The 25870-nt window shown below is 64.9% G+C and carries 26 protein-coding genes and 1 pseudogene; 13 read left to right on the top strand and 14 right to left on the bottom strand.

Features of this window, described 5'->3' with window-relative positions; translation table 11 throughout:
* Positions 1-9: 9 nt before the first annotated feature.
* From CXY78_RS10550 to CXY78_RS10560, 3 genes are read right to left on the bottom strand one after another with little or no spacing between them, the layout of a single operon-like run.
* On the bottom strand, positions 10-990 hold the full coding sequence (locus tag CXY78_RS10550) for a radical SAM protein (protein ID WP_233206157.1): 981 nt from the start codon (positions 988-990) through the stop codon (positions 10-12).
* An 11-nt stretch (positions 991-1001) separates the two neighbouring features.
* Positions 1002-1826, bottom strand: coding sequence for a phosphate/phosphite/phosphonate ABC transporter substrate-binding protein (locus CXY78_RS10555; protein WP_092340708.1), 825 nt, complete (start codon positions 1824-1826; stop codon positions 1002-1004).
* Positions 1827-1833: 7 nt separating this feature from the next.
* Complete coding sequence (locus CXY78_RS10560; protein WP_199182611.1) at positions 1834-2967, bottom strand: acyl-CoA dehydrogenase family protein; 1134 nt, start codon at positions 2965-2967, stop codon at positions 1834-1836.
* A 216-nt stretch (positions 2968-3183) separates the two neighbouring features.
* On the opposite strand from CXY78_RS10560, the pseudogene CXY78_RS21680 reads away from it, so the two are divergent.
* Positions 3184-3865: pseudogene (locus tag CXY78_RS21680) on the top strand (transposase); the annotation flags it as partial.
* Positions 3866-3936: 71 nt separating this feature from the next.
* Here the strand turns inward: CXY78_RS21680 and CXY78_RS10575 are convergent.
* Together CXY78_RS10575 and ychF are read right to left on the bottom strand one after the other, a co-directional pair.
* Positions 3937-4611: an SDR family oxidoreductase gene (locus CXY78_RS10575; protein ID WP_104089310.1), complete on the bottom strand. Its 675-nt coding sequence runs from the start codon at positions 4609-4611 to the stop codon at positions 3937-3939.
* Positions 4612-4664: 53 nt separating this feature from the next.
* The gene (ychF, locus tag CXY78_RS10580) at positions 4665-5738 is read right to left on the bottom strand and encodes a redox-regulated ATPase YchF (protein WP_104089311.1); all 1074 of its coding nucleotides are present in this window, start codon (positions 5736-5738) and stop codon (positions 4665-4667) included.
* Positions 5739-5801: 63 nt separating this feature from the next.
* Between ychF and CXY78_RS10585 the strand changes: the two genes are divergently transcribed.
* Together CXY78_RS10585 and CXY78_RS10590 are read left to right on the top strand one after the other, a co-directional pair.
* Positions 5802-6416 carry an exonuclease domain-containing protein gene (locus CXY78_RS10585; RefSeq protein ID WP_092340703.1) on the top strand — a complete coding sequence of 205 codons (615 nt, stop codon included), beginning with the start codon at positions 5802-5804 and terminating at the stop codon, positions 6414-6416.
* An 89-nt stretch (positions 6417-6505) separates the two neighbouring features.
* Positions 6506-7933, top strand: a complete 1428-nt coding sequence (locus tag CXY78_RS10590) for a DNA recombination protein RmuC (RefSeq protein ID WP_104089313.1) — start codon at positions 6506-6508, stop codon at positions 7931-7933.
* Positions 7934-8053: 120 nt separating this feature from the next.
* Here CXY78_RS10590 and glpX read toward each other — a convergent pair whose 3' ends face one another.
* Entirely contained in the window at positions 8054-8986 is a 933-nt protein-coding gene (gene glpX, locus CXY78_RS10595) for a class II fructose-bisphosphatase (protein ID WP_092340794.1), read from the bottom strand.
* A gap of 209 nt (positions 8987-9195) precedes the next feature.
* Between glpX and fbaA the strand changes: the two genes are divergently transcribed.
* The gene (fbaA, locus tag CXY78_RS10600; protein ID WP_092340701.1) at positions 9196-10221 is read left to right on the top strand and encodes a class II fructose-bisphosphate aldolase; all 1026 of its coding nucleotides are present in this window, start codon (positions 9196-9198) and stop codon (positions 10219-10221) included.
* Positions 10222-10225: 4 nt separating this feature from the next.
* On the top strand, positions 10226-10801 hold the full coding sequence (locus CXY78_RS10605) for a DUF6264 family protein (RefSeq protein ID WP_140425696.1): 576 nt from the start codon (positions 10226-10228) through the stop codon (positions 10799-10801).
* A 62-nt stretch (positions 10802-10863) separates the two neighbouring features.
* Here CXY78_RS10605 and CXY78_RS10610 read toward each other — a convergent pair whose 3' ends face one another.
* Positions 10864-11904 (bottom strand): 4-hydroxy-3-methylbut-2-enyl diphosphate reductase, encoded by a 1041-nt coding sequence (locus tag CXY78_RS10610; RefSeq protein WP_104089316.1) that lies wholly within the window; start codon positions 11902-11904, stop codon positions 10864-10866.
* Positions 11905-12051: 147 nt separating this feature from the next.
* Between CXY78_RS10610 and xseA the strand changes: the two genes are divergently transcribed.
* The 5 genes from xseA to CXY78_RS10635 all read left to right on the top strand — a co-directional run bounded on the left by xseA (position 12052) and on the right by CXY78_RS10635 (position 16316).
* Positions 12052-13269, top strand: coding sequence for an exodeoxyribonuclease VII large subunit (gene xseA, locus CXY78_RS10615; RefSeq protein WP_104089317.1), 1218 nt, complete (start codon positions 12052-12054; stop codon positions 13267-13269).
* A gap of 5 nt (positions 13270-13274) precedes the next feature.
* The gene (locus tag CXY78_RS10620; RefSeq protein WP_104089319.1) at positions 13275-13529 is read left to right on the top strand and encodes an exodeoxyribonuclease VII small subunit; all 255 of its coding nucleotides are present in this window, start codon (positions 13275-13277) and stop codon (positions 13527-13529) included.
* Entirely contained in the window at positions 13526-14179 is a 654-nt protein-coding gene (locus tag CXY78_RS10625) for a DUF4245 domain-containing protein (RefSeq protein ID WP_092340696.1), read from the top strand. Before CXY78_RS10620 ends, CXY78_RS10625 begins: the two co-directional genes overlap by 4 nt.
* The gene (locus CXY78_RS10630) at positions 14176-14826 is read left to right on the top strand and encodes a carbonic anhydrase (protein ID WP_092340695.1); all 651 of its coding nucleotides are present in this window, start codon (positions 14176-14178) and stop codon (positions 14824-14826) included. Before CXY78_RS10625 ends, CXY78_RS10630 begins: the two co-directional genes overlap by 4 nt.
* A gap of 65 nt (positions 14827-14891) precedes the next feature.
* Positions 14892-16316, top strand: a complete 1425-nt coding sequence (locus CXY78_RS10635) for an aspartate ammonia-lyase (protein WP_092340694.1) — start codon at positions 14892-14894, stop codon at positions 16314-16316.
* 53 nt (positions 16317-16369) lie between these two features.
* Here the strand turns inward: CXY78_RS10635 and CXY78_RS10640 are convergent, their stop codons facing one another.
* From CXY78_RS10640 to CXY78_RS10650, 3 genes are all read right to left on the bottom strand, one after another.
* Entirely contained in the window at positions 16370-17719 is a 1350-nt protein-coding gene (locus tag CXY78_RS10640; protein WP_369827294.1) for a PhoH family protein, read from the bottom strand.
* Positions 17720-17936: 217 nt separating this feature from the next.
* Positions 17937-19058: an aminotransferase class V-fold PLP-dependent enzyme gene (locus CXY78_RS10645; RefSeq protein ID WP_092340693.1), complete on the bottom strand. Its 1122-nt coding sequence runs from the start codon at positions 19056-19058 to the stop codon at positions 17937-17939.
* 61 nt (positions 19059-19119) lie between these two features.
* Positions 19120-19905, bottom strand: a complete 786-nt coding sequence (locus tag CXY78_RS10650; protein ID WP_092340692.1) for an isoprenyl transferase — start codon at positions 19903-19905, stop codon at positions 19120-19122.
* Positions 19906-19974: 69 nt separating this feature from the next.
* Between CXY78_RS10650 and CXY78_RS10655 the strand changes: the two genes are divergently transcribed.
* A complete protein-coding gene (locus CXY78_RS10655; protein ID WP_092340691.1) occupies positions 19975-20676 on the top strand; it encodes a hemolysin III family protein in 702 nt (233 codons plus the stop codon).
* A 6-nt stretch (positions 20677-20682) separates the two neighbouring features.
* Here the strand turns inward: CXY78_RS10655 and CXY78_RS10660 are convergent, their stop codons facing one another.
* The gene (locus tag CXY78_RS10660) at positions 20683-20946 is read right to left on the bottom strand and encodes a hypothetical protein (protein WP_092340690.1); all 264 of its coding nucleotides are present in this window, start codon (positions 20944-20946) and stop codon (positions 20683-20685) included.
* Complete coding sequence (mca, locus tag CXY78_RS10665) at positions 20943-21809, bottom strand: mycothiol conjugate amidase Mca (RefSeq protein WP_233206158.1); 867 nt, start codon at positions 21807-21809, stop codon at positions 20943-20945. The genes CXY78_RS10660 and mca overlap by 4 nt, the downstream gene beginning before the upstream one ends.
* An 82-nt stretch (positions 21810-21891) precedes the next feature.
* Between mca and CXY78_RS10670 the strand changes: the two genes are divergently transcribed.
* Positions 21892-22380, top strand: coding sequence for a DUF4307 domain-containing protein (locus CXY78_RS10670; protein ID WP_158253311.1), 489 nt, complete (start codon positions 21892-21894; stop codon positions 22378-22380).
* Positions 22381-22486: 106 nt separating this feature from the next.
* Positions 22487-22978, top strand: coding sequence for a transcription elongation factor GreA (gene greA, locus CXY78_RS10675; RefSeq protein WP_092340688.1), 492 nt, complete (start codon positions 22487-22489; stop codon positions 22976-22978).
* A 154-nt stretch (positions 22979-23132) separates the two neighbouring features.
* Here greA and ilvA read toward each other — a convergent pair whose 3' ends face one another.
* Both ilvA and CXY78_RS10685 read right to left on the bottom strand, forming a co-directional pair.
* Complete coding sequence (gene ilvA, locus CXY78_RS10680; protein WP_092340687.1) at positions 23133-24368, bottom strand: threonine ammonia-lyase; 1236 nt, start codon at positions 24366-24368, stop codon at positions 23133-23135.
* A 3-nt stretch (positions 24369-24371) separates the two neighbouring features.
* Positions 24372-25796, bottom strand: coding sequence for an AI-2E family transporter (locus CXY78_RS10685; RefSeq protein ID WP_233206159.1), 1425 nt, complete (start codon positions 25794-25796; stop codon positions 24372-24374).
* Positions 25797-25870: the final 74 nt, after the last annotated feature.

The raw sequence follows: 25870 nt of genomic DNA on the forward strand, positions 1-25870 counted from the left end.
TGTTCCTATTCAGGCGCAGGCGAAGAGAGTTGACGCGGCCGTCATCGACGACCACTGCTCGGCGAAGAGGTCACTGACCCGGTCGAGAGAAGGAGCGAGCGGCAGAATCTGCCGGCTGACGAGGGCATCCTCATCGAGTGCAGCGACCGGATGCCAGTAGATGCCGTCGGCCGTCACAGTCACCTCGGGAATTAGCGACTCCCGCGAGAATGCGAACCCTTCATCGGCGACCCCTTGGAGGGCGATCGGACGGATCACCTGATCGGCCCGCGGAATCCCGAGCCCATCGAACAGCGCGTGCAGCTCATCCAATGCCGGGTCATCGTGCGCCGAGATGGTCGCGGCGACCCGCACGGTGAAGCCCTCGTCGAGTGCCACCCGAATGCCGGCTAGCGCCCGCTTCCAGCTCCCAACGCCGCGGTGCGAGTCGTGTACCTCCGCGGTCGGCGAGTCCACGCTGATCTGCAGAGCGAAGCCAGCGCGCGGCATCGCCTGCAGCTTGCGCAGTCCCTGACCACGAAACAGCATCCCGTTGGTTAACAGCGTGGTCGGCAGCCGGTCGACGCAGGACCGCACGATCGCATCGATATCGGGCAGCAGGAATGGCTCACCGCCGGTGAGGTAGAGCTCGCGCACGCCCCACGCTGCGGCTTCGGCAACAAGGGCTTCAATCGTCTCGATTCTCAGCAGCCGCGGGTCGGCTCTCGGTGAAGACGCCACACAGCAGTAATCGCAGGCCAGGTTGCAATGAAAATTGGTATAGAGCCACAGCCGGGCTCCGGGCATCCGATCGGCGGGGATCATCGTCGCCGGGTTGCGCGGTCGTCCGCGACCGACGGTGACGTAACCGGCATCCTGCTCGACCATCATTGTGCTGACCACCGTGTTGCCGGTCTTCGCGCACCACCGGCGCACCAAGTCCAGTTCGCTCGCCGACGCCACCGGGAACTCGGCGGTGTCCCCCTCGGCCAACTGTTCGACGGTGCGCATGAGCGCCATGACTACCATCGGGAATCGACGCCCTGCTCAGCAATCGCCTCGAAGAGGCCGGCGTAGCCGTCAAGGTGTGGCTCGACCCACTGGGTGAGCCCTTCCAGTTCAAGGATGCGCCGGTGCGCGGGCACCTCCCAGTCCATGGCGAGCAACTTTGCCACCCACGGAGCACTCACCGCCTCGGGAAGCGTGTCCAGGGCGGTGAACATGCAGTGCGAGTAGGTCTCGGTCTGCCAGACCTGTTCCAGCATCCCGGGCATCAGCTCACCGCGGCCAATGTTCTCCCAGACCGTGATGCCGATAGCGGCGACGTCGGCGTCCCCGGCAAGAACCGCGTCGATCGCGTCCAGCTCGCTTCGCCCGGTGTCACCATGCTTGCCGATGTCACTATCGAAGCGTTTCAGCTGCATGTGGTCCACATTCACGCCGGCCGCGCGAAGGTAGTGCAGGGGCAAGATCGCGGCGTGCGCGGAGTCCGCCGAGCCGAGTGCCAGCCGCCGGGCGCCGATGTCGCCGGGACCCGACCATCCGCTGCCCGCCGCCGCCACGAACACCGTCGAGAACGCAGCGTCGGTGTCGCGCATCGCGAGCGCCCGCACGTGCCCATCGGTTTGCAGCACGGTGCGAGCATAAGCCAGGTTGGTATTCCACGCGATGTCAATCATTCCGGCCCGCAAAGCGTCGACCAGACGGCCGTAGTTGGAGAACAGCACGAAATCCATGGCCGTGTCGGGCTCGTCAAAGTAATCACGGATGCCCTCCCAGATGGGAACGACATTGGGCGTATACGCGACGGCTCCGACGAGCAGGGGCGCTCCGATTAGTTGTGACATCCGGCGCTCAGAACAGGGGAAGGCCGGTGAGGGCCTTGCCGTAGAAGTCGTAGAGCACGTCGGCCGTGGGGGCCATGACCGAGCCGGCCCGCGCATCCCGAAAGGCTCGCTCGATGGGAAGATGTTTCGAGAATGCCGCACCGCCGCAGACCCGCATCGCCGATTCGGTAATCGTCAGCGCGGCGTCGTTCGTCGAGGCTTTCACCCCGAGCACGAAGAATCCGGTGTCGTCAGCGGGACTCGCTACCCGTGCCGCCGCCAGAGCCAGGTAGGCACCCTGGGCCGCAAGCGCAATGCTCATCTTCGCCACCTGAGCGCGAATGGTCGGTAACGCCGACAGCGCCTGATCCAGATGCTCCAACCGGGTCCCAGTCACATGGGTCGTCGCCGCATCCACCGCGGTCCGCGAGAGCCCGAGCGACACTGCCGAGTTGCCCAGGTTGAACCACGGCAGCACGGTGGCCATCATGGTGCCGAACCCGCTCCCCGCCTCGCCGATGCGATAGCCGGATGGAATCTTCACCGACACCGACATCGGGCTCGACGCGTTGCCACGCAGCCCAAGCCCTCGCCAGGGGCCGGCGATCTCCAGACCGGGGGTGGCTGAGGGGATCGCGTACAGGTCGACGGTCTCTGGGTCGACAGCGCTCTTCGACGACATGACGTAGACGTCTGCGTGACCGGCCGAGGTTACCCAGCTCTTGTAGGCGGAAAAGCGCAGATCGTCGCCGTCGGTGACGGATTCCGACACGGGGGCCCAGAAGTGCGACCGCGATCCTTTTTCACTGAAGGCGAGTGTGCCGAGCACCTCGCCCGACGCCATTCGCGACAGGAGGTCCGGCATCGCGGTCGGAGGGGCGGATGCCACTGTCACCGCCGCCGCGACGTGCATCAGGTAGATCATCGCGGTCGAGCCGCAGGCCGCAGCGATGGAGCCGACCACCTGGATAAACTCGGTCGGACCGGCGCCCATGCCCCCGGCGTCCTCGCTGATCACCAGCCCGAGCAGCCCACTCCGGCGCAGCGCCTCGACCGCAGCGATCGGATACGTACCGTCTGTATCGACCTGTTCGGCGTGAGCGGCGGCCACTGCCGTCACCTCCGCAACGGTCTCGTCGAGCGTCGTCTGTGTCATGGTCATCCTGTCTCCTAGCATCGTCGCTGAAGTTTCTCGCCGCCACTACCGCGGTGCCGACCCGGTAAGTATTGCGTATCGAGATGCCAAATCAAAGAGAATGATTTTTGGCTCTCCTGAAGTATCCGTGGGTTCGTTGGGAGCGCCTTAACGGCCGCACGCGGCTCTCCTCCTAGGTTTCTAACTGTCAAAGGTAAGAAACTCGGGAACGGAAAAAGCGGCATGCGAGCACGGAGAATATGGCGAACTCTCCTCGGTGTCGAGAACACGTTCGTCGAGGACGTCGATCTTGATCTGGAGGGCAGGATTTTGATCGCGTTGGTGCGTCCGATGGCGTCGAAACGGAACCGATGCGAGTCCTGTCAGAAGCGCAGCCCACGCTGCGACCTCGGTGACGGGCGGCGTCGCTGGCGGGGGTTGGACGTGTGCTCAATTCAAGTTCACCTTGAAGCTGACGCGCCGCGTGTGTCCTGCCGCGTCCACGATGTGACCGTCGCCGGCGTGCGGTGGGCCCGGCACCAGAGCGGTCAGACCCTATTTTTTGACGACCAAGTCCCGTGGCTGGCCACACAAACGTCCAAGACCGCCCTCCCTGGGCTGATGCGCATCGCGGATCGGAATTGACAAGATCAGTTAAAAGCGCGGCCACAGGTATTTGACCTGCGTCGTCGACCACGATTCCGGCCGTCTTGTGTGGGCAGCACCGGGCCAGGACAAAGCCACCCTCGCGACATGTATCGACGCGTTAGGACCGGAGCGGTCGGCCCAGATCACGCATGTTTCTGCCGATGGTGCGGCCTGGATCGCCAGTGTTGTCGCGGACAAAGCCCCCAACGCCATCCGCTGCGCCGACCCGTTCCACGTCGTGAAATGGGTCACCGAAACCCGCGATGACGTCCGCCGAACCGATCAACGTCAGAGAATTGACTTTGCTCTCGTCCTACAGTCCGATTGAGAATAGAGACAGCTACTGCCCTACTCCCGACCGTCCTCAAGCGGGATGAGCATGGTGCGGAACGGACCGGCAACGGCGTGGAGGTCCCAGATGCGATCGGCGACCCCATCGATGCCGTTGGCAAGCTGAAGCTGTGGGATGCCGCCGGGAATCACAAGTTGGTTGACACGGATGCCCTCACCCGCGAGGGCATCGTGGAGCATCTCGCCGTAGGCGCTCTCGGCCGGGAAGGCGACCGATGTTCCGGCGAAGTCGGCGCGGGCCTTCACGGAGGTTCCACCGTTGATCATGATGATGCTTCCGCTACCTGCCTGACGCATCGCCGGGAGCACTGCACGCACCGCGTGGATGAGCCCGAGGGCCGAGAATTGCAGGGCCTCTAACGCCAGCTCGGGAGTCATCTCAAGCACGGGCTTCAGGTAGTCGCGCGACGGGAGCGGGCTATATTGCAGCGCGGTGATGGGCCCGAGTTCTGCCGCCGCGTTCGCAAGGGCAGCTTCGAGTGACGCCGGCGTGCGGACATCCGCAGCGTAAGCACTCGCGGTCAAGCCGGCAGTGGTGAGCTCGGCTGCCATGGCGTCTAGTTTCGACGGGTTCCTGGCGATCAGGGCAATTGAGAAGCCTTCGAGCCCGAACCTTCGCGCAACTGCTGCGCCGAGTCCCGGTCCGGCTCCGATGATGGCGATGACAGGCACGATGGTCTCCTTCGATTGATGTTGCTGTGATGACGATCGCGAAAAGGTCGAGCTTAGACGTTGAACCTGAACTCCACCACGTCGCCGTCCTGCATGACGTATTCCTTGCCCTCAATGCGGGCCTTGCCCTTGGAACGGGCCTCGGCAATCGAACCGGCGGCCATGAGGTCCTCGAAGGAGAAGATCTCCGCCTTGATGAAACCCTTCTGGAAGTCGGTGTGAATGACCCCAGCGGCCTGCGGCGCGGTCCAACCCTTGTGAATGGTCCAGGCACGGCACTCTTTGGGGCCGGCCGTGAGGTAGGTCTGCAGCCCGAGGGTATCGAAGCCGATGCGCGCGAGCTGGTCGAGACCGCTCTCGGCCTGACCGGTCGAGGCGAGCATCTCAGCGGCGTCTTCGGCGTCGAGTTCGCTCAGCTCGGACTCAAGCTTCGCGTCGAGGAACACGGCGTTCGCCGGAGCGACGAGCGCGGCAAGGGTGTCGAGCCTGGCCTGGTCCTGCAACACGGCCTCATCGACGTTGAAGACATAGATGAAGGGCTTAGCGGTGAGCAGGCCGAGTTCACGGATCGGCTCGATGTCGAGCGTGGCCGACGACAGCGGCTGGCCGCCGTCGAGAATGGCCTGCGCCTTGAGCGCGGTCTCCAGCACGATGGCGGGCAGCTTGCGGCCCTTGGCCTCTTTCTCGAAGCGCAGCACGGCCTTCTCGAGGGTCTGCAGGTCGGCGAGAATCAGCTCGGTATTGATGGTCTCCATGTCGCCGGCCGGGTTGACCTTGCCGTCGACGTGCACCACGTCCGGGTCGGCGAATCCGCGAATGACCTGGGCGATGGCATCCGCTTCGCGAATGTTGGCGAGGAACTTGTTACCGAGCCCCTCCCCCTCGCTCGCGCCACGCACGATGCCGGCGATGTCGACGAACGACACCGGCGCTGGCAGCAGGGTCTTGCTGCCATAGATTGTCGCCAGGTCGGCCAGGCGCGAATCGGGAAGGTTCACGATTCCAACGTTTGGCTCGATCGTGGCGAACGGGTAGTTCGCTGCGAGCACGTTGTTCTTGGTCAGGGCGTTGAACAGGGTTGACTTGCCCACATTGGGGAGTCCGACGATTGCAATTGTAAGAGCCACGAGAGACCATTCTACCGGCCACGTCTGCGCGGGCTCTGTCGGTGGCCCGTGAGACCATGAGGCGTGCTGAATTTCACCGCGATCGATTTCGAAACCGCCAACTCCTCGGGCGCCTCGGCGTGCTCAGTGGGGATGGTGAAAGTGCGTGACGGCGTGGTCGTCGATTCGGCCTACTGGCTCATTGCACCGCCGCCCGGCCACGACGAGTTCTCCGAGTGGAACACGCGCATCCACGGCATCACCGCAGCGGATGTCGTGGATGCCGCCAGCTGGGCCGAGCAGCTTCCGCAGCTGGTCGCCTTCGTCGGCGACGACTATCTCGTCGCCCACAACGCCGGTTTCGACCTCGGCGTGGTCAAGACAGCATCGCTCGTGACCGGCCAGCCGGTGCCCGATTTTCAATATGTCTGCAGCCTGCAGGTTTCTCGCCGTACCTATCACCTGGAGTCGTACCGTCTGCCGGTCGCGGCCATGGCGGCCGGGTTCGAGGACTTCTCGCACCACAACGCGCTGGCCGACGCCGAGGCGTGTGCGGCCATCATGATCCATGCGGCAGGGCGTCACGAGGTCGACACGATCGAGCAGCTGGCCCACGTGACCCGGGTCAAGATCGGCGTGATCGGGCCAGCGGCCACCAAGGAGCACGCGTCGACGCACGGGCCGATGGCGCTCAACTAGCGGCGCTCAGCCGGCTGGATTGGCTCGGGCATGTGGACCGGTCCGAGTGTCATTCCAGCGATGTCAGTGGTCGCTGGCAGACTTAAAGCATGGATCCACTGCTGAGTTTGATCGTCGGTCTCGTCGTCGGCGCCGCGCTGGGCGCCCTGTTGGCCGTGGTGGTGCTGCAACGCAACCGCGCGCGCGCCACCGCTACCGGGGGTGACGACCCCGCCATGCTCGAAGCCCATCATCAGGTAGCCCTCGCCGAGGCCCGAGCGAGCGAGGCCACGGTTCGCGCTGCCCTGCAGAGTGAGCTGTCGGCCGCTCTCGCCACCGTCGACGGTCTCTCGGCGCAGATCGACCACGACCGGGCCACGTCACGTGAGGCCGTCGAGCGCCAGCGGTCAGATCAGCAATTGCAGTCCGAGCGGGAGAAGCGCGAGCACCTCGTACTCGAGGCCCTCAGCCCCGTTCGTGAGACGCTGCGCACCATGCAGGAGAAAGTCACCGAGCTCGAGACGCAGCGCAGTGAACAGTACGGTTCGCTCTCGCAGCAGCTCAAGCAGGCGCAAATTTCAGATCAGCAATTACGGGTGACCACCGAGTCACTCGCGAGTGCCCTGCGTTCCAACAGCACCCGTGGTGTCTGGGGCGAGACCCAGCTGCGGCGCGTCGTCGAAGCTGCCGGTCTGGCCCAGTACGTCGACTTCAACACGCAGACCAATATCACGACGGATGCCGGCCTTGGCCGTCCCGACATGGTCGTACGGCTGCCCGGCAATAAGTCGATCGCGATCGATGCCAAGGTTCCGCTGGAGCACTACATCGAAGCCAGCACCATTCCCTACACGGCCACAGGCGAAGAGGGTGCCCGCCGCAAGCTGCTGATCGACAAGCACGTAAAGGCCGTGCGCGCGCACATTGACGCGCTCGCCAAGAAGACCTACTGGGAAGGCTTCGATGCCAGCCCGGAGTTCGTGATCGCCTTCATTCCGAGCGAATCCCTGCTGTCCGCGGCGCTCGAGGCCGACCCGTCAATTCTCGACTACTCGTTCAGCAAGCGAGTTGCCTTGGCCTCACCGGTGAACCTGTGGGCGGTGCTGAAAACGGTGGCCTTCACCTGGCAGCAGCAGGCCGTCACCGATGAGGCGCAGAAACTCTTCGACCTCGGCAATGCCCTGTACCAGCGGCTCGGTGCGCTCAGCGGCCATGCCGAGTCGCTGCGCAAGGCGCTCGAGCGCACGGTGGACAGCTACAACAAATTCGCCAACTCACTCGAATCCCGGGTGCTCGTAACCGCTCGGCAGTTTCCGGGGATCGACCAGACCAAGATTGGGCTGCTCACTGAACCGGCAATCATTCACGATTCGCCGCGCAAGCTGACCGCGCCCGAGTTGGAGGCGCCGGCATCTGTTTCCGACGAGCTGGACCTGCCCGTTCAACTGGACGGCGCTGAATTGAATGAGGCCAGACATAGCGTGATCGACCGGCGTCTCGCTGATGCCGGCGAATCGGATTCCGAGGTACACGTGTAAGTCGGTGACAGAGAGTGTGAACGAAGAACTGCACGCCCCAAGTCTGAACAAACAGACCCGAGGCGTGCAGTTTGCGTTACGAGCCCGTCTTGCACGCCAGCTCCGAGCCGGTCGAAGCGACTACAGCCACTTCTCGGCGAGGTGCTCGGCGATGACGCGACGGGCCGTGCCCGAACGCGAGCGCAGCACGATGCTTTCGGTACGGATCATCGGGCCCTTGCGACGCACGCCGTCGACGAGTCCGCCGTCGGTCACACCGGTCGCCACGAAGAACGTGTTGTCCCCGCTGACCATGTCGTCGATTTCGAGCAGCTTGTCGATGTCGAGGCCGGCCGCGACTCCGCGAGCACGCTCAGCGTCGTCCTTCGGAGCCAGGCGTCCCTGCATGTAGCCGCCGAGCGCCTTGAGCGCGCAGGCTGTGGTGATGCCCTCCGGGCTTCCGCCGATGCCGACGCACATGTCAATTCGGGTCTCGTAGCGCGCAGCGTTGATACCGCCAGCCACGTCGCCGTCGAGCATAAGGCGGGTTCCGGCGCCGGCGCTGCGAATCGCGTCGATCAGGCCGGCGTGGCGGGGGCGGTCGAGTACGGCAACCGTCAGCTCTCCGACTGGTTTCTTCACTGCCTTGGCAAGCTCACGCAGGTTGTCGGCGATCGACTGGTCGAGGCTGACGACACCGCGACCGGCTGCACCGGTGACGATCTTGTCCATGTAGAAGATCGACGAGGCGTCCAGCATGGTGCCGCGGTCCGACACGGCGATGACGGAGACGGCGTTCTGGCGGCCGGCGGCGGTGAGGCTCGTTCCGTCGATGGGGTCCACGGCGATATCGCAGGCGGGGCCGCGGCCGTTGCCGACGTGCTCACCGTTGAAAAGCATGGGGGCTTCGTCTTTTTCGCCCTCACCGATGACGATGAGTCCGTCGAAGTTGACGGTGCCGAGGAAGGCGCGCATAGCGTCGACGGCGGCCTTGTCGGCGGCGTTCTTGTCGCCGCGGCCAATGAAGGGCACGGCACGGATAGCGGCGGCCTCGGTGGCTCGAACGAGCTCCATCGCGAGGTTACGGTCGGGGTGTTGAAACAGAGTGGCGGTCTCGGTGCTGTTCAAAAGGTCCTCCCGGACGTAAGTTCGACTTCGAATACGACGGATGCGCGGCGGGTCGCGCGGATTGTCCGCCCGAGTCACCTTATCGCGCACGGACCACGCCGAGGCGGGCGTGGCTAGACTCGGGTCACACCCCCGCACACTTTCGAGGAGAAGCAATGCCCATCGCAACCCCCGACCAGTACGCCGCCATGCTCGACAAAGCGAAGACAGGCGGGTTCGCCTACCCGGCGTTCAACGTGTCCTCGTCGCAGAGCATCAACGCCGTCCTCCAGGGCCTCACCGAAGCCGGATCCGACGGCATCATCCAGGTCACCACCGGCGGCGCCGACTACTTCGCCGGCCACACCGTGAAGAACCGGGCCTCCGGCGCGCTCGCCTTCGCCCGTTTCGCGCACTCGGTCGCCGACAACTACCCGATCACCGTGGCACTTCACACCGATCACTGCCCCGAGGGCGCGCTCGGTGACTTCGTCATTCCGCTCATCGAAGCCTCGGAGTCTGCGGTAGCCGATGGCGGCAACCCCATTTTTCAGTCGCACATGTGGGACGGGTCGGCCATCGCGCTGGACAAGAACCTGGATATCGCCACTGACATCCTCAAACGCACCCGCGCGATCAACGCCATTCTCGAGGTCGAGATCGGCGCCGTCGGCGGCGAAGAGGATGGCGTGCAGGCCGACGTCAATGAGAACCTGTACACGACGCTCGACGATGCGATCAAGATGGTCGAGGCCCTCGGCCTCGGCGAGCAGGGCCGTTACATGGCCGCCCTCACCTTCGGCAACGTGCACGGCGTGTACAAGCCCGGCAACGTGAAGCTGCGCCCAGAACTCCTCAAGCAGATTCAGACCGGCCTGTCCGCCAAGTTCGGACTCGCAGCGCTGCCTCTCGACCTGGTATTCCATGGCGGCTCAGGCTCGACCGATGCCGAAATCGCCGAAGCCGTCGCCAACGGCGTCGTCAAGATGAACATCGACACCGACACCCAGTACGCCTTCACCCGCTCGATCGCCGACTACATGCTCAAGAACTACGACAGCGTGATCAAGGTCGACGGCGAAGTCGGCAACAAGAAGGTTTACGACCCGCGCGCCTGGGGCAAGGTAGCCGAGTCGGCCATGGCCGCTCGCGTGGTTGATTCCACCCGCCAGCTCGGCTCCGCCGGGCACTCAAACAGTTAGAGCAATGACAGACAACCCGGACTCCGTTCCACCACCCGCGAAAGACCCACGCCCGCGCCCCCAGTACGGCGAACTCGCCCCTGAAGGCTGGACCTGGCAGCCGCCGCAGGACACAAACCGGGTTGACCCCGCTCCCTCCCCCACTGCCGGGGCGGGAGCGGTAACACCGTCGCCCAACAATCAGCAGGCTCCCGCGGCGGTGGCCGGACCGCGAACCGTTCCCGGCTGGGACCGCCCGTGGACCATCGGCCTACTCGCCTTCGGACTCCTGGCAAATGTCTACGGCGTATTCTCGTTAGGCGGTTTTCCGGTGGCCATGCAAATGTTCTACACGCAGGAGGGCCTGGGAACGTACGATCCCCCTGCATCCATCGGTGCGATTACGACGTCCGGCGCAATCGTGCTGATATTCGTCTGGCTCGCCGCGGCAGCGATATCCGTGCGGCTGCTGCTGCGTCATCGACGGGCTTTCTACGTGCCGATTGTCGGTGGAGCCGTGTCCCTCGTCGTGCTGTTCGCCTTCACCGTGGCTGCACTCTCCATCGACACGACCCTAATAGAGTTTCTCAGCCGCCAGTAACGCAGTGCGCAACCCCGAGGGACGGAAACGATCGCGCTCCCGCCCTTCGGTTGCTCGGCCGTCTACTCAGCTGCGGCGGCGCGACCGCCGAAGGCACGGGTATCCGTTTCGCCCGAAAGGTCCTTGCGCAGTTCCTTGGGCAGCGAGAAGATCAGGTCTTCTTCGGCCGTCTTGACCGGCACAACGTCGGCATAGCCGGCATCGGCGAGAGCGGCGAGCAGCTCGTCGACCAGTTCTTCGGGAACGGATGCCCCGCTCGTCACGCCCACGGTGGCCGCGTTGTCGAGCCACTCCTGCTTGACCTCGCTCGCGAAGTCAACGCGGTAGGCAGCTTTCGCGCCGTATTCCAGAGCCACTTCGACCAGGCGCACGGAGTTCGACGAGTTGGCGGAGCCGACCACGATCACGAGGTCGGAGTCGCGCGCGACCTTCTTGATGGCGACCTGGCGGTTCTGGGTGGCGTAGCAGATGTCGTCGCTGGGCGGATCCTGCAGGTTGGGAAAGCGCGCCCGCAGTCGGCGCACGGTCTCCATGGTCTCGTCGACGCTGAGCGTGGTCTGGGACAGCCAGACCACCTTGTCGGGGTCGCGCACGACAACGGTGTCGGCTTCCTCGGGGCTGCCGACGAGCGTGGTGTGCTCTGGGGCTTCACCGGCGGTGCCCTCGACCTCTTCGTGGCCTTCGTGGCCGATCAGCAAAATCTGAAAGTCGTCGCGGGCAAAGCGCACGGCTTCGCGGTGCACCTTGGTCACGAGCGGGCAGGTGGCGTCGATGGCTTGCAATCCGCGCTCGGCGGCCGCGTTGACGACGGCCGGCGAGACCCCGTGGGCGCTGAACACGATGTGCGCACCATGCGGCACTTCGTCGACCTCGTCGACGAAGATGGCACCCAGATTTTCCAGCTCGGAAACCACATGGATGTTGTGCACGATCTGCTTGCGCACGTACACGGGGGCGCCGTAGTGCTCGAGCGCCTTCTCCACGGCGATGACCGCGCGGTCGACTCCGGCGCAGTAACCCCGCGGGGCAGCGAGCAGCACCCGCTTATGTCCGACCACCGGGGTATCCTTAAGCCTGTTGCGAGCGCTGGGAATGCGCGGCATGCCCAGGCCAATAGAGGTCGGCTTGCTAGTAGTGTGCGCGCTGGTGTTCACCGCCTCAGTCTACGCACGCACGACCGAAGAACTCTGGGAGGACCCGCCTGTGCCCAACGCCAGCGCCACGATCAGCACCACCGCCAGGATCACCGCATGACGGATACCCCCGCCACCGTCGAAACGCCGTGGCCGGTCGCCCTGCTCTCGGGCAAGATCCGCGGTTACATCGAGCGGCTCGGCATGGTCTGGGTCGAGGGCGAGATCACCCAGTGGGGTGCCAGCGGCGGCAACGTCTACGGCAAGCTCAAAGACCTTTCTGAAGACGCCACCGTGAGTTTCACCATCTGGTCGTCGGTGCGCGCCAAACTCACCGCCGATTTCAAAGCCGGTGACCGCGTTGTTGCCCTGGTCAAGCCCAACTTCTGGGTCAAGGGCGGCACGCTGACCATGCAGGCCTTCGAGATGCGGCACGTTGGGCTCGGCGACCTGCTCGAGCGACTGGAACGCCTGCGCAAACAGCTCGCGAGCGAGGGCCTGTTCGATGCCTCTCGCAAGAAGCGCCTGCCGTTTCTGCCGCACTGCATCGGCCTGGTGACCGGCAAAGATTCCGACGCCGAGAAAGACGTCATCCGCAACGCGCAGCTGCGCTGGCCGGCCGTGAATTTTCGGGTCGCGCACGCCGCCGTGCAGGGTGACCGTGCCGTCGGCGAGGTGACCAGCGCGATCCAGCGGCTCGACGCCGACCCAGAGGTCGACGTCATCATCGTCGCCCGTGGCGGCGGCGACTTTCAGAACCTGCTCACCTTCAGCGACGAGAGCCTCGTGCGTGCCGCCGCTGCCTGCATGACGCCAGTGGTGAGCGCGATCGGACACGAGGCCGACCGTCCGCTGCTCGACGACGTCGCCGACCTGCGAGCCTCTACCCCAACGGATGCCGCCAAACGCGTCGTTCCCGACGTGAGCGACGAACTAAACCGGGTGCAGCAGGCCCGGGCCCGCCTGAGCAGCCGACTCACCGGCATCCTCTCGTCGGAAATCGACCGCATTTCCCAGCTGCGTAGCCGACCGGTGCTGATCGACCCGCGCTGGATCATCGACTCCCGCAGCGAAGACCTCACCCGCTACGTGGCGCGCGGCGCCGAACTCACCGGGCGCGTTCTCGAACGTGCCGGGGCCACGGTGGTGGAACTGCGCTCTCAGCTGCGGGCCCTGTCGCCCCAGGGCACCCTCGACCGCGGCTACGCGATCGCCCAGCTGCCGAGCGGCCACGTGCTGCGCAGCGCCGACGACGCCCCGGAAGGCACCGAACTTCTGCTCACCCTGGCCAGCGGCACCGTTCCCGCCACCACCAACGCCGCCGCTTCGAAATAATTAGAATGGATGCCATGACCTCGCCCGCCGCAGACACCAGTGAACTCAGCTACGAACAGGCCCGCGATGAGCTCATCCGCGTGGTGAACGAGCTCGAACAGGGCTCGAGCACCCTCGAGCAGTCGCTCGCACTGTGGGAACGCGGCGAAGCCCTCGCCCGCCGCTGCGAAGAATGGCTGATCGGCGCCAAAGCCAGACTGGATGCCGCCCGTCTGGCAGCGACGGCGCCCGCCAGCGAAGACACCGCGACCGCCAGATGAGCCGCGCCCCTAAACCGCCGCGCGTTGTCGCCGAACTCGGCCGGCCGGAGACTCCGCAGGAGACCGCTGACCGGCTCGCCGAGAATTCGCGCAAGTACCGCTCGCACAAGACGGTGAACAATCTGGTGCTCTCCCTGCTCGTCACCGTGGGCGCTGTGCTCGTGCTCGTGCTGCTGGTGCCGCGCAATGACAACCCGATCACTCGCGACATCGACTACGCGAGCATCGCTGCCCAGACGCAGCCCGTCGTGGACCACGCCCTCGCGAGCCCCGTATTGCCGGGCGACTGGAGCGCCAACGACGCCGAGTGGCGGGCCGGCACTAACGGCCAGGTACCCTCCTGGTACATCGGGCTGCTCACACCCGACAACCAGTACATCGGCTTCAACCAGGCCTTCGACGCCAACCCCACCTGGCTCGCCCAGAAACTGCCGGACTCCCCCGTCGTCGACACGGTCAGCATCGCCGGAGTCACCTGGGACGTTTACCGCAACAGCGCGGCTGCCGCCGATCGCGGCAACTTCGACTACGCCCTCGTCACCACCGCCGGCACGAGCACCTACGTGCTCATCGGCACGGCACCCACCGGCGACTTCGAGACCCTCGCTACCGCGCTGGCGCCCAACGTGGCAGAGAACGCCGCCGAATGAACCGCGCCTGGACGACTCCCCCGTCGCCGGCTGAGGCCTGGAACGAACTGCGCGAGGGCAACGTGCGCTTCGTCGCCGGTACCCCCCGGCACCGCGAAGATGTCGACCGACGGGCAGAGCTCGTCGGCCAGCAGACCCCGCACGCCGCCCTGTTCGGCTGCAGCGACTCCCGACTCGCCGCCGAGATCATCTTCGACCAGGGCCTCGGCGACCTGTTCGTCGTGCGCAACGCCGGCCAGATCATCTCCGAATCCGTGCTCGGCTCGCTCGAATATGCCGTCGCGGTGCTGCACGTCCCACTCATCCTGGTGCTCGGCCACGACGAGTGTGGTGCGGTGCGCGCCGCCATCGATTCGCAAGGCACGGATGCCCCGCCCCTGCCCGTTCACATCAATCACGTTATCGAAAAGATCGTTCCGGCGGTGCGTCGCGTGAGCGGGGTGACGGCATCCGCTTTTCTGGACCCTCAGCTGGTCGATGCCGGCCACGTGGGCCGGGAACATCTCAAAGACACGGTCACCGAGATGCTCGAGCAGTCCGAGTTGATCAGCGCGGCCATCGCAGAAGGTACATTGGCTATCGTCGGTGCGAATTACGTTCTTCGCGAAGGGCACGCCGACCCCAACATCGTGGTGGGCGTCATTTAGACCCGCCGCCTCACAATCGCGCACCCGTTGCGCACAGCACGACTCTCATACAGCACCGAAAGGGAATGCACATAGTGGTGGACACCTCCGCAAACGCCGGCTACCGGATCGAACACGACACGATGGGTGAGGTCCGGGTTCCAACTCACGCACTCTACGGTGCCCAGACACAGCGAGCCGTGGAGAACTTCCCGATCTCGGGTTCCACGCTCGAGTCCGCGCAGATCGCAGCTCTCGCTCGCATCAAGAAGTCCGCAGCTCTCGCCAACGCCCAGCTCGGCGTGCTGGAGCAGGACATTGCTGACGCGATCGCCGCTGCCGCCGACGAGGTCATCACCGGCCAGTACGACAACGAGTTTCCGATCGACGTCTACCAGACCGGCAGCGGCACCAGCTCGAACATGAACATGAACGAGGTCATCGCGACCCTCGCGACCCGCGCCCTCGGCCGCCCGGTGCACCCGAACGACCACGTCAACGCGAGCCAGTCCTCCAACGACGTGTTCCCCACCTCGGTGCACATCGCCGTCACGAGCGCCCTGATCGACGAGCTCATCCCCTCGCTCGACCACCTCGCGGTCGCGTTCGAGTCCAAGGCTGAACTGTGGAAAGAGGCCGTCAAGGCGGGACGCACCCACCTGATGGATGCCACTCCGGTCACCCTCGGCCAGGAATTCGGCGGCTATGCCCGCCAGATGCGCCTCGGCATCGAGCGCATTCGCACAGCGCTCCCCCGCGTCGCCGAGGTTCCGCTCGGCGGAACCGCGGTCGGTACCGGCATCAACACGCCCTACGGTTTTCCGCAGCTGGTCATCGAGCTGCTCGTTCAGGAGACCGAGCTGCCGATCACCGAAGCGCGTGACCACTTCGAGGCCCAGGCCAACCGCGACGGCCTCGTCGACGCTTCCGGAGCCCTGCGCACCATCGCCGTCTCACTGACCAAGATCAACAACGACCTGCGCTGGATGGGCTCAGGCCCGAACACCGGTTTCGGCGAGATCAACATCCCCGACCTGCAGCCCGGCTCGTCGATCATGCCCGGCAAGGTCAACCCGGTCATTCCGGAGGCCGTGCTCATGGTCTGCTCGCGCGTCATCGGCAACGATGCCACCATCGCCTGGTCCGGCGCTTCAGGCTCATTCGAGCTCAACGTCGGTATCCCGGTCATGGGAACCGCCCTGCTCGAATCGATCCGCCTGCTGACCAACGCCACCCGCGTTCTGGCCGACAAGACCGTCGACGGCCTCGTCGCCAACCTCGAGCACGCTCGTGCGCTGGCCGAGAAGTCGCCGTCGATCGTCACCCCGCTCAACCGGGTCATCGGCTACGAAGCCGCCGCCAAGGTGGCCAAGAAGGCCGTCGCTGAGGGACTCACCGTGCGTGAGGCCGTCATCGCCCTGGGCCACGTCGAACGAGGTGACCTGACGCTCGCCGAGCTCGACACTGCCCTCGACGTGCTCAGCATGACGCGTCCCCCGCAGCAGAAGTAACAGCACGACAAAGCGCCCGGCCCCGCGAGGGACCGGGCGCTTTGCCGTACCAGCTACATGACCTCGTTGCCCTCCAGCATCTCGGTCACGAGGGCGGCGATCGCGCTGCGCTCCGAACGGGTCAGGGTCATGTGCGCAAACAGCGGATGCCCCTTCAACGTTTCAATCACGCTGGCCACACCATCGAAGCGGCCGACCCGCAGATTGTCGCGCTGGGCGACGTCGTGGGTGAGCACCACGCGCGAGTTCTGACCGATGCGGCTCAGCACGGTCAGCAGCACGTTGCGTTCAAGCGACTGTGCCTCGTCCACGATCACGAAGGCGTCGTGCAGGGACCGACCGCGAATGTGAGTGAGCGGCAGCACCTCGAGGATGCCGCGCTCCATCACCTCCTCGACCACGTTCTCCGAGACGATCGCGCCGAGCGTGTCGAATACCGCCTGCGCCCACGGCCCCATCTTCTCGCCCTGGTCACCGGGCAGAAAGCCGAGATCCTGCCCGCCGACCGCGTACAGCGGCCGGAACACCATGATCTTGCGGTACTGCTGGCGCTCGAGCACGGCCTCCAAGCCCGCGCAGAGAGCGAGCGCCGACTTACCGGTTCCGGCTCGTCCGCCAAGGGACAGAATGCCGATCTCCGGGTCGAGCAGCAGGTCGATGGCCAGTCGCTGCTCGGCCGACCGTCCGTGCAGCCCGAAGACGTCACGGTCGCCGCGCACGAGCTTGAGCGTGCCGCGACTGGTCACCCGGCCGAGGGCCGACCCGCGATCGGAGTGGATGACCAGCCCGGTGTTGATCGGCAGGTCCTGCACCGTTCGCGAGTCGAGCGTCTCTTTGTCGTAGAGCACGCTCATCTGCTCGGCGCTGAGGGTGATCTCGTCCATACCGGTCCAGCCGGAATCGACCGCGAGTTCGTGCCGATATTCATCGGCAGCGAGGCCGAGGGATGCGGCCTTGACCCGCAGCGGCAGGTCCTTCGAGACGACGGTCACCGTCATTCCTTCGTTGGCCAGGTTCAGGGCCACGGCGAGAATGCGCGAATCGTTGTCGTTCAATTGCAGGCCCGACGGCAGCACCGACATGTTCGAGTGGTTTAGTTCCACGCGCAGGCTGCCGCCCTCGCCAACCGGAATCGGAAAGTCGAGGCGTTCGTGCTTGAGCCTCAGCTCGTCGAGGTTACGCAGCGCCTGCCGAGCGAAATACCCGATCTCCGGGTCGTTGCGCTTGGACTCCAGCTCGCTGATCACCACCACGGGCAAGACAACGGCGTGCTCGGCAAAGCGGAAAATCGCTTTCGGATCTGACAGAAGCACCGAGGTGTCCAACACAAAGGTGCGCTCGGTTTGCGAAGCGGATGTTTCCACCCGGTCAGTCGCATTAAGATCGGTTCGATTAGCGGTCACAGCCACTCCCACCCTGCGTCACGAGGACGCGGATCACTTTGGCGAGCTGGCCATCAAGCAATTCTCGAGCCGTACTTATATGGCCGTCTCGATCAGGTGCCGTACCTGATAAAAGTGACGCTACGACTTACCGGCGCAAAATGGAACCCGACACGCCCACCGAAATCTGACGTTCACCTGACGTTGGGGCAGACGCAGAGTCTGGGCCGCGGCGATGCTAGTAGGTAGCGGCGAGCGTGTAGGCGGTGAGTGCACCCCTCAGCATGGTTACCGTGTCAGGGTCGAGGGCCGCGTGCACGCTGAGCCGCACGGTGGCGCCGCGGGTGGTCGCGGTGATGCCGTGGTTGTGCAGGCTGGCCACGAGGGTGGTCAGCAGCTCAGCCGGCGGCTCGAGTACGACGATGCCCGCCCGTTCGCGAACATCGCGGGGCGAGACGATCTCGATGACGAATTCGTCGACGAGTTGGATGATCTGCGAGACGTTGTCATTCATGGCGGTCTGGATGACGTCGACACCGACGTCGGAGATCTGCTCGAGGGCCGCTGCGAACCGGGCCTGCGCGATGGAGTCGCCGTTGGTCACCCGGAAGGCACTGGCTGCGCGGCTCGGCGGGGTCACCTCGTCCCACGGCTCGTCGGTATCGGTGCCGACGTAGCCCGAATACACCGGCACGAGTCGTTCCAGCGCCCGTTCGCTGAGGGCCAGAAAGCCGGTACCCCAGCCGGCCCGCGTCCATTTCTGTCCACCGGAAGCGACAACATCCGCTGCCTCATAAGCGGCATCGACGATGCCGAAGCCCTGGATAGCGTCGACGATGAGCAGGCGATCGCCGATGACCTGACGGATGCCCTCGAGGTCGGCCCGATAGCCGGTTCGGGAATCGACGAGGCACACAGCAACGGCGGCGACGGCCGGGGTGAGCTGGTCGCGGATCTGCCCCGGAGTGACGCGGCCGTGCTCGGTCTGCAACCAGAGCGGAGTGACCACGTGCAGGGACTCAGCGGCCCGAACTGCGGCGAACGGCACGCTGGGAAAGTCCCCCGCTGATAACAGCACCGAACCGGTCAGACCGAACATGGCCTGCATCAGACCCGAGCTGGTGTTGGGCTGCAGCACGACCTGTTCAGGCGTGAAACCGGTGAGAGCGGACACCGCGGTGCGCGCACGCAGATCCTGCTCGGCGAGGTGGTCGAGGCTGCCGTAGCGGGCACGCGAGAGCACCTCGGTCTGGCCGAGGGTTTCGGCGACGACGGCGTCGGAGAGCGGGCCGACCCGGCCATAGTTCAGGTAGCCGGGTTCATCACGAAAGCCATCGGTGAAGCTCAGGAGCGAATTCATGCTTGGGTCCAATCAATTGGAAAACGAATACTCCCCCGTTGGTCTCACCCCGCCAACGGGTCTAGCCGCCGAACCGGCGCTGCCGGCGGGAAAAGTCGCGCAATGCCCGAAGAAAATCGATCTCACGCAGGTCGGGCCCGAGCGCCTCGACGAAGTAGAACTCGCTGTGCGCGCTCTGCCACAGCATGAAGTCGCTCAGCCGCTGCTCACCCGAGGTGCGAATCACGAGGTCGGGGTCGGGCTGACCGCCGGTATACAGGTGCTGGCCGATCAGTTCGGGCGTGAGCGTCTCCGCGAGGTCTTCCAGCGTGCCACCGTGCGCGTGGTGGGTGGCGACGATGCTGCGCATCGCGTCTGTGATCTCCGTGCGCCCGCCGTAGCCGACTGCGAGATTCACGTGCAGGCCCTTACGGTCGCTGGTGCGGGAATCCGCTGCGTCAAGGGCTGCGACCAGCGGAAGGGGCAGGCCGGCTTTGGACCCCACCTGCTGCACCCGCCAATCGCGATAGTGCGAGAGCTCTTCGGCCAGATCGGCGATGATCTCGATTAGATCGGCGAGTTCGTCAGCGGGCCGCTGGGTGAGGTTGTCGGAGGAGAGCAGGTACAGGGTGACGACCGAAACTCCGAGGTCGTCGCACCATTCCAGAAATTCGCGCATCTTCGCGGCACCGGCACGGTGACCGTGTGCGGCCGTCTGAAACCCCAGTTGTCTGGCCCAGCGGCGGTTGCCGTCGATGATCATGGCCACGTGACGGGGCAGATGCTCCGGCGTCAGTCCGCGTCTCAGGCGGCGCTGATACAGCCTGTAGAGGAGGCCGCGCGCTGAGGGAACTTGGGGTTTCTGCACACAGTTACGCTAGTCCACTCCGACGGGCGTTCGGGGCACGCGGGGCTCGCCCTGTCGTATCCTTGCAGCATGGCCACCGAGCACGATATCCCCAATCTGCCGCTGATCGAGGCGGCTGACGCCCATCCGGAGGATGTGAAACCGACCTGGCGCGGCTGGATTCACGCGGGAACTTTTCCCGTCACGATCGTGGCCGGAATCGTGCTGCTGGTGCTGGCTGAGGGGTCGGCGGCCAAAATCAGCTCGGCCGTGTTCGTGCTGAGCTCGATGCTGCTGTTTGGCAATTCGGCGCTGTACCACCGCTTCACCTGGCAGCCGCGCACCCGCATCATTCTCAAACGCATCGACCACGCCAACATTTTTTTGCTGATCGCCGGGTCGTACACGCCGATCACCGTGCTCGCGCTGCCGCCGGAGAAGGCCACGCTGCTGCTCTGGCTGGTCTGGGGCGGCGCCGGGCTCGGCATCATCTTTCGGGTGTTCTGGATCCACGCGCCGCGCTGGCTCTACGTGCCGCTCTACCTGGTGCTCGGTTACGGCGCGCTGTTGTTCATCGTGGACTTTTTTCAGGCCAACGCCACCATGATGACGCTCATTCTGATCGGCGGGCTCTGCTACACCGTCGGAGCGGTCGTTTACGGGCTGAAGAAGCCCAACCCGGTTCCGGGCGTGTTCGGATTTCACGAGATCTTCCACACCCTGACGGTCGTGGCGTTCCTGTGTCATTTCGCGGCGATTCTGTTGATCGCCACGCATCCGCTCTACCCGTAACGCTGGTTATTCGGGCTTGTCGCCCGGGGTCTTCGGTGTGCTCTGGTCGGCGTCACGCTCGGCGATTTCGGCTTCGAGCCGGGCGGTGATTTCCGCGCGGTAGGTGGTGCGGCGGATGCGACGCACCAGGTCGAAACCGAGCAGCAGGGTCGCCGCTCCGATCAGGAAGACGACGATGAACCCGACGACACCGGGGGTGACAGTGTTCGGGTCGAAATCGGGGTCGGGGGTCGGTGTGACGGCGAGTACGACGTTCAACAGGGAGATCATTCGTTGTCCGGAATTCCGGCGAAGAGATCAGATTCGGGCATTGCGGTGTCTACTTTCGATTCGACGAGTTGGAAGTCTTCGTACGGCCAGGCCTCGCGTACCAAATCGTTCGGCCAGAAAAAGAAGCTGCTGTCGGGGGCGACCTGGCTCGCATGCGAGCGCAGGGCCTCGTCGCGCGCTTCGAGGAAGTCTCCTGCCGGCACGTGAGTGGTGGCCAGCTGCGGGTAATTCTCCATGCGTTCCCGAGCCGCCCCGAGCGGTTCCAGCAGCGGAGAATCGGGCTCGGCGACGCTGAGCGCCAGGTACATCGCATCGATGCGCTCGAGGTTGAAAATGCGGTCGTAATAGAGCTTGTCGATCTGCCACGGCTCGCCCGACTGCGGGTACCGGTCGGGGGCAGCGGCCGCGCGAAAAGCTTCGAGGGAGACCTCGTGGCAACGGATGTGATCGGGGTGCGGGTAGCCGCCGTTTTCGTCGTAGGTGATCAGAACCTGGGGACGAAACTCCCGCACCAGCGTGACCAGGGGTTCGGCCGAATACTCCAGCGGAATATCAGCGAACGAATTCGGCGGCACCGACTTGTCCTCGTTCATGCCGGAATCCTCGAAGCCGAGCCAGCGGTGCTGCACCCCGAGGGCACGCTGCGCGCCCAGCATCTCGAGGCGGCGGAGACCTGAGATATCGCGCTCAGCCATGGCATGGCCGTTCAGGGCCGGGTTCAGGATGCTGCCCCGCTCGCCGCCCGTGCAACTCACGATCATCACCTCGGCGCCAAGGCTGCGGTAGTAGGCATACGTTGCAGCGCCCTTGCTCGACTCGTCGTCGGGATGGGCATGCACAGCCATCAGTCGCAGCGTCACCATACTCCTCAGGAATGCCGGATAACCTTAGGCCAGATAACCTAGTTACCAGCCTAATCGCTCCCGTGAAAGTGTGAAATCGCCAGTGCCCCAAAACAGCACGCCTGCCGGAGTTCAGCCGCGCCGCGAGCCCTACCGCCTGGACGAATCCGACGACACGTCGGCCCCCACGCCGATCGAGAGTGCCGTGATCCAATCGCGCTACGGGCGTACACCCGATCGCAAGCTTCGCGACCGACGGATCCTCTGGGCTCTGGGCGGTATTTTTGTGCTGGTACTCGGAGCGTGGGTGCTGTGGACCGGTCTGGATGGAGCATCCACTCAAATCGAGGCACGCGATATTGGGCACACCATCATCGATGAGCACACGGTCAGCGTGACGTTCGAGGTGTCGCTCCCAGTGAACCGCACGGCGAGTTGCGCGGTGCAGGCCCTCAACGAAAGCTATTCTGTGGTTGGCTGGAAGATCATCGATCTGCCGCCGTCGACGCTGTACAACCGGTCATTCACCGAGATTTTACGCACCACCGACCTGAGCAACACGGGTTTGATTTACGAGTGCTGGCTGACCTAAACTGACGTATTCGCCCCGGCAATCGTCGGGGCGTCGGCTGTATCCGCAACCCCCGAGCTTTTCTGCGCTCGGGCGTCACATTCGACCGTAATAAAGGAGATCACTCGTGACAACCGACACAACGGTCACCTGGCTAACTCAGGAAGCCCACGACCGCCTCGCAGCGGAACTGGCGACACTGAGCAACTTCGGCCGGGGCGACATCGCGAAGAAGATCGAATCTGCTCGCGAAGAGGGCGACCTCAAGGAGAACGCCGGCTACCACGCGGCCAAAGAAGAGCAGGGCAAGATGGAGGCGCGCATTCGCACCCTCACCGTGCTGCTGCGCACCGCTGAAGTCGGCCACGCCCCCGAAAGCAACGGCATCGTCGTTCCCGGCACCGTTATCACCGCCACGATTGCCGGCGACGAGAGCCGCTTTCTGATCGGCAGCCGCGAGATCGGCGCCAACAGTGACCTCGACGTATTCAGCGAGCAGAGCCCGCTCGGCGCAGCCATCATCGGCCTAAAGGTGGGCGCGAAGACGAGCTACACCACTCCAAACGGCAAGGAAATCACCGTGCACGTCACCAACGTGGAGACCTTCACCGGAGCCTGACCGACCCGACCCGTCGGTTTAGCACCACAACTCCTGCAATTTGCTGACGGGGCAGAAAAGATGCCCGGAATTCCGGGCATCTGTTGGGGAGCGGTCACAAATTGCAGGAGTTATGCGCGGGGGCCGGGCCCGTAACGGGGACCCGGAAGCGCGGCTAGTCGATCTGCGGGTCGTAGCCGGCCGCGCGCAGGGTGTCGACGACGTGCTGGCGGTGCTCTGGCCCCCGTGTTTCGACGCTGACGTCGAGCTCGACCTCGCTGATCTGCAGGCCGACGCCGTGCCGGGTGTGCAGTACCTCGATGACGTTCGCGGTGGCCTCGGCCAGCAGCTCGGAGATTCGCGCGAGCTGACCAGGCCGGTCCGGCAGCATGATGCGCAGCGTGAGGTAGCGGCCAGACGCGGCGAGGCCGTGGCTGATCACCCGCTGCATCAGCAACGGGTCGATGTTGCCGCCGGAGAGGATAGCGACGGTCGGCCCCGCGGGCGTGACCTTGCCGGCCAGGATGGCGGCAACCGCCACGGCTCCGGCCGGTTCCACGACGAGCTTGGCGCGCTCGAGCAGCACGAGTAGCGCCCGGGCGGTGTCGTCCTCGCTGACGGTGACGATCTCGTCGACGGCGTCGCGCACGATCTCGAAGTTGAGCAGTCCCGGTTTGGCGACGGCGATGCCGTCGGCGATGGTCGGCAGGATGCTGATCATCGTGGCTTCACCGGCCTCGAGGGAGGGCGGGTAGGCGGCGGCGTTCTCCGCCTGCACCCCGATGATGCGGATGCGGCGCCCATCGCGTGCGGCGCGCTGCTTGAGCGCACTGGCCACCCCGGAGATCAGGCCGCCGCCGCCGATGGGAACGATGACCGTCTCGAGGTCGGGAACCTGGTCGAGGATTTCGAGGCCGAGTGTGCCCTGCCCGGTGACAACATCCACGTGGTCGAACGGCGGGATGAGGATCGCCCCGGTCTCGCGGGCATATTCGGCTGCGGCGAGCAGCGGTTCGGTCACGGTCGTGCCGCGCAGGATGACCTCGGCGCCGTAATCCCGCGTGGCCGACAGCTTGGGCAGCGCGACGCCGACTGGCATGAAGATGGTGGCTTTGATGCCCAGCTCACGGGCAGCGAAGGCCACGCCCTGGGCGTGGTTGCCGGCCGAGGCCGCGACGACGCCGCGGGCTTTCTCTTCGTCGGTCAGTTTGGACAGCCGATTGTAGGCGCCGCGAATCTTGTAGGAGCCGGTTCGTTGCAGGTTCTCACACTTGAGGTACACCGGCGCTCCCAGCACGTCGGCGAGGTACCGCGAGCTCTCCATCGGTGTCACATCGGCGACCTGGGCGACAACCGCGCGCGCCGCCTCGAACTCAGCGAGGGTGGGTGCGACGAGGGTGGTCTCTGGCATGTCTTAGTTCTCCGAACTGTCCTGCGGCGCGCGAGGTGCGCTCAAATCTGAGGGGGTGCTGCGGGCTGAGCCATCACGAGCCGTGCGGATGCTCCGCGGACGCACCCGTGCGGTGCGTTCCGGTGCACCGCTTGAACGGTAGCCGGGTCTGCTCTGCGGCACTGTCTGCCACAGCACCGATCCGGTCGGAGGCACCGCCGTCGGCGGACTCGACCGCCAGGTACCACCGGCAATGTAACTGGTCATCGCGTTCAAAACGGCGGCTATCGGTACGGCGAACAGGGCGCCCGGAATGCCGGCGAGCAACGCACCGGCGGCAACCACGAGTACGACAGCAAGCGGATGCACCTTCACGGCCGTTCCCATGATGAGCGGCTGCAGAACGTGGCCTTCAACCTGCTGCACGAGCAGAACCACTCCGAGCATGCCGAGGGCGACAGCCCAATTGTTGAAGATCAGGGCGATGATAATGGCGACAGAGCCGGTCGCCACGGCACCGACGATGGGAATAAAAGAGCCAAGGAACACCAGAATACCAATCGGGATGGCCATCGGAACCCCGAGCAGAGCGGCACCGACACCAATACCAACGGCGTCGATGGAGGCCACCAGAATTTGCACCTTGGCGAAGTTTCCGAGGGTTGTCCAGCCGGCGATGCCAGCGCCGTCGACGGCGGCACGGGCACGCAGGGGAAAGAATCGCACGATCCAGGCCCAGATGGCCTTGCCGTCGATGAGAATGAACAGCAGGCTGAACAGCGCCAGGAGCAGGCCGGTGAGCAGATGCCCGAGGGTGGTACCGACCGAGAGGGCGCCGCTGATGAATACGGCGCTGTCGTTTTGAATCGCTTTCCACCCTTGATCCAGATAGCTGCTGATCTCCTGTTCGGACAATTGCAGGGGTGAGGCCGCGAGCACTGACTTGAGGTTGTCGAAACTTGCCGTGAGGCGATCGCTCAAGCCGACCGTGCCCTCAGCGATCTGGGTGGAAGCCAAAGTGACCAGGCCGGCGACGAGCACAAGCGTGCCCAACATCGCAACGGCTACGGCAAGCCCCTTGGGCCACCGATGCCGTACCAGAAAGGCCACGAGGGGAACCAGCAGCGCGGACACCAGCACCGCGACCAGCAGCGGAATGATGATGAGCCGTAGCTGAATGATGAGAAAAATCAGAATGGCGATAGCCGCGGCGATCATGATCAGACGCCAGGACCACGCTCCAGCCAAGCGGATGCCGGCTGGCAGATTCTCGTCAACCCCGTTGGGCACGGGGGCCGGGGTCACCACCTCAACCGGGGTGAGGAGGAGTTCGGAACCGGCCTGATCGGCGCTCGCCCGTGCACGCTCAGCACGGGCTCGCTGAAGACCCTGCCGGCGGCGCAGACGTAACAGGGCGCGCGCCCCCGGATTGCCCGTAGATTCACTCACTTGCCCAGTCTAGGACTGCTGCGTGGCCTCACGACGCGATCCTCACGTGCGGCGTAACAGATGATTGCGCCGCC

This window comes from Cryobacterium sp. N19 (genome assembly GCF_002929595.1).
GTDB lineage: Bacteria > Actinomycetota > Actinomycetes > Actinomycetales > Microbacteriaceae > Cryobacterium > Cryobacterium flavum.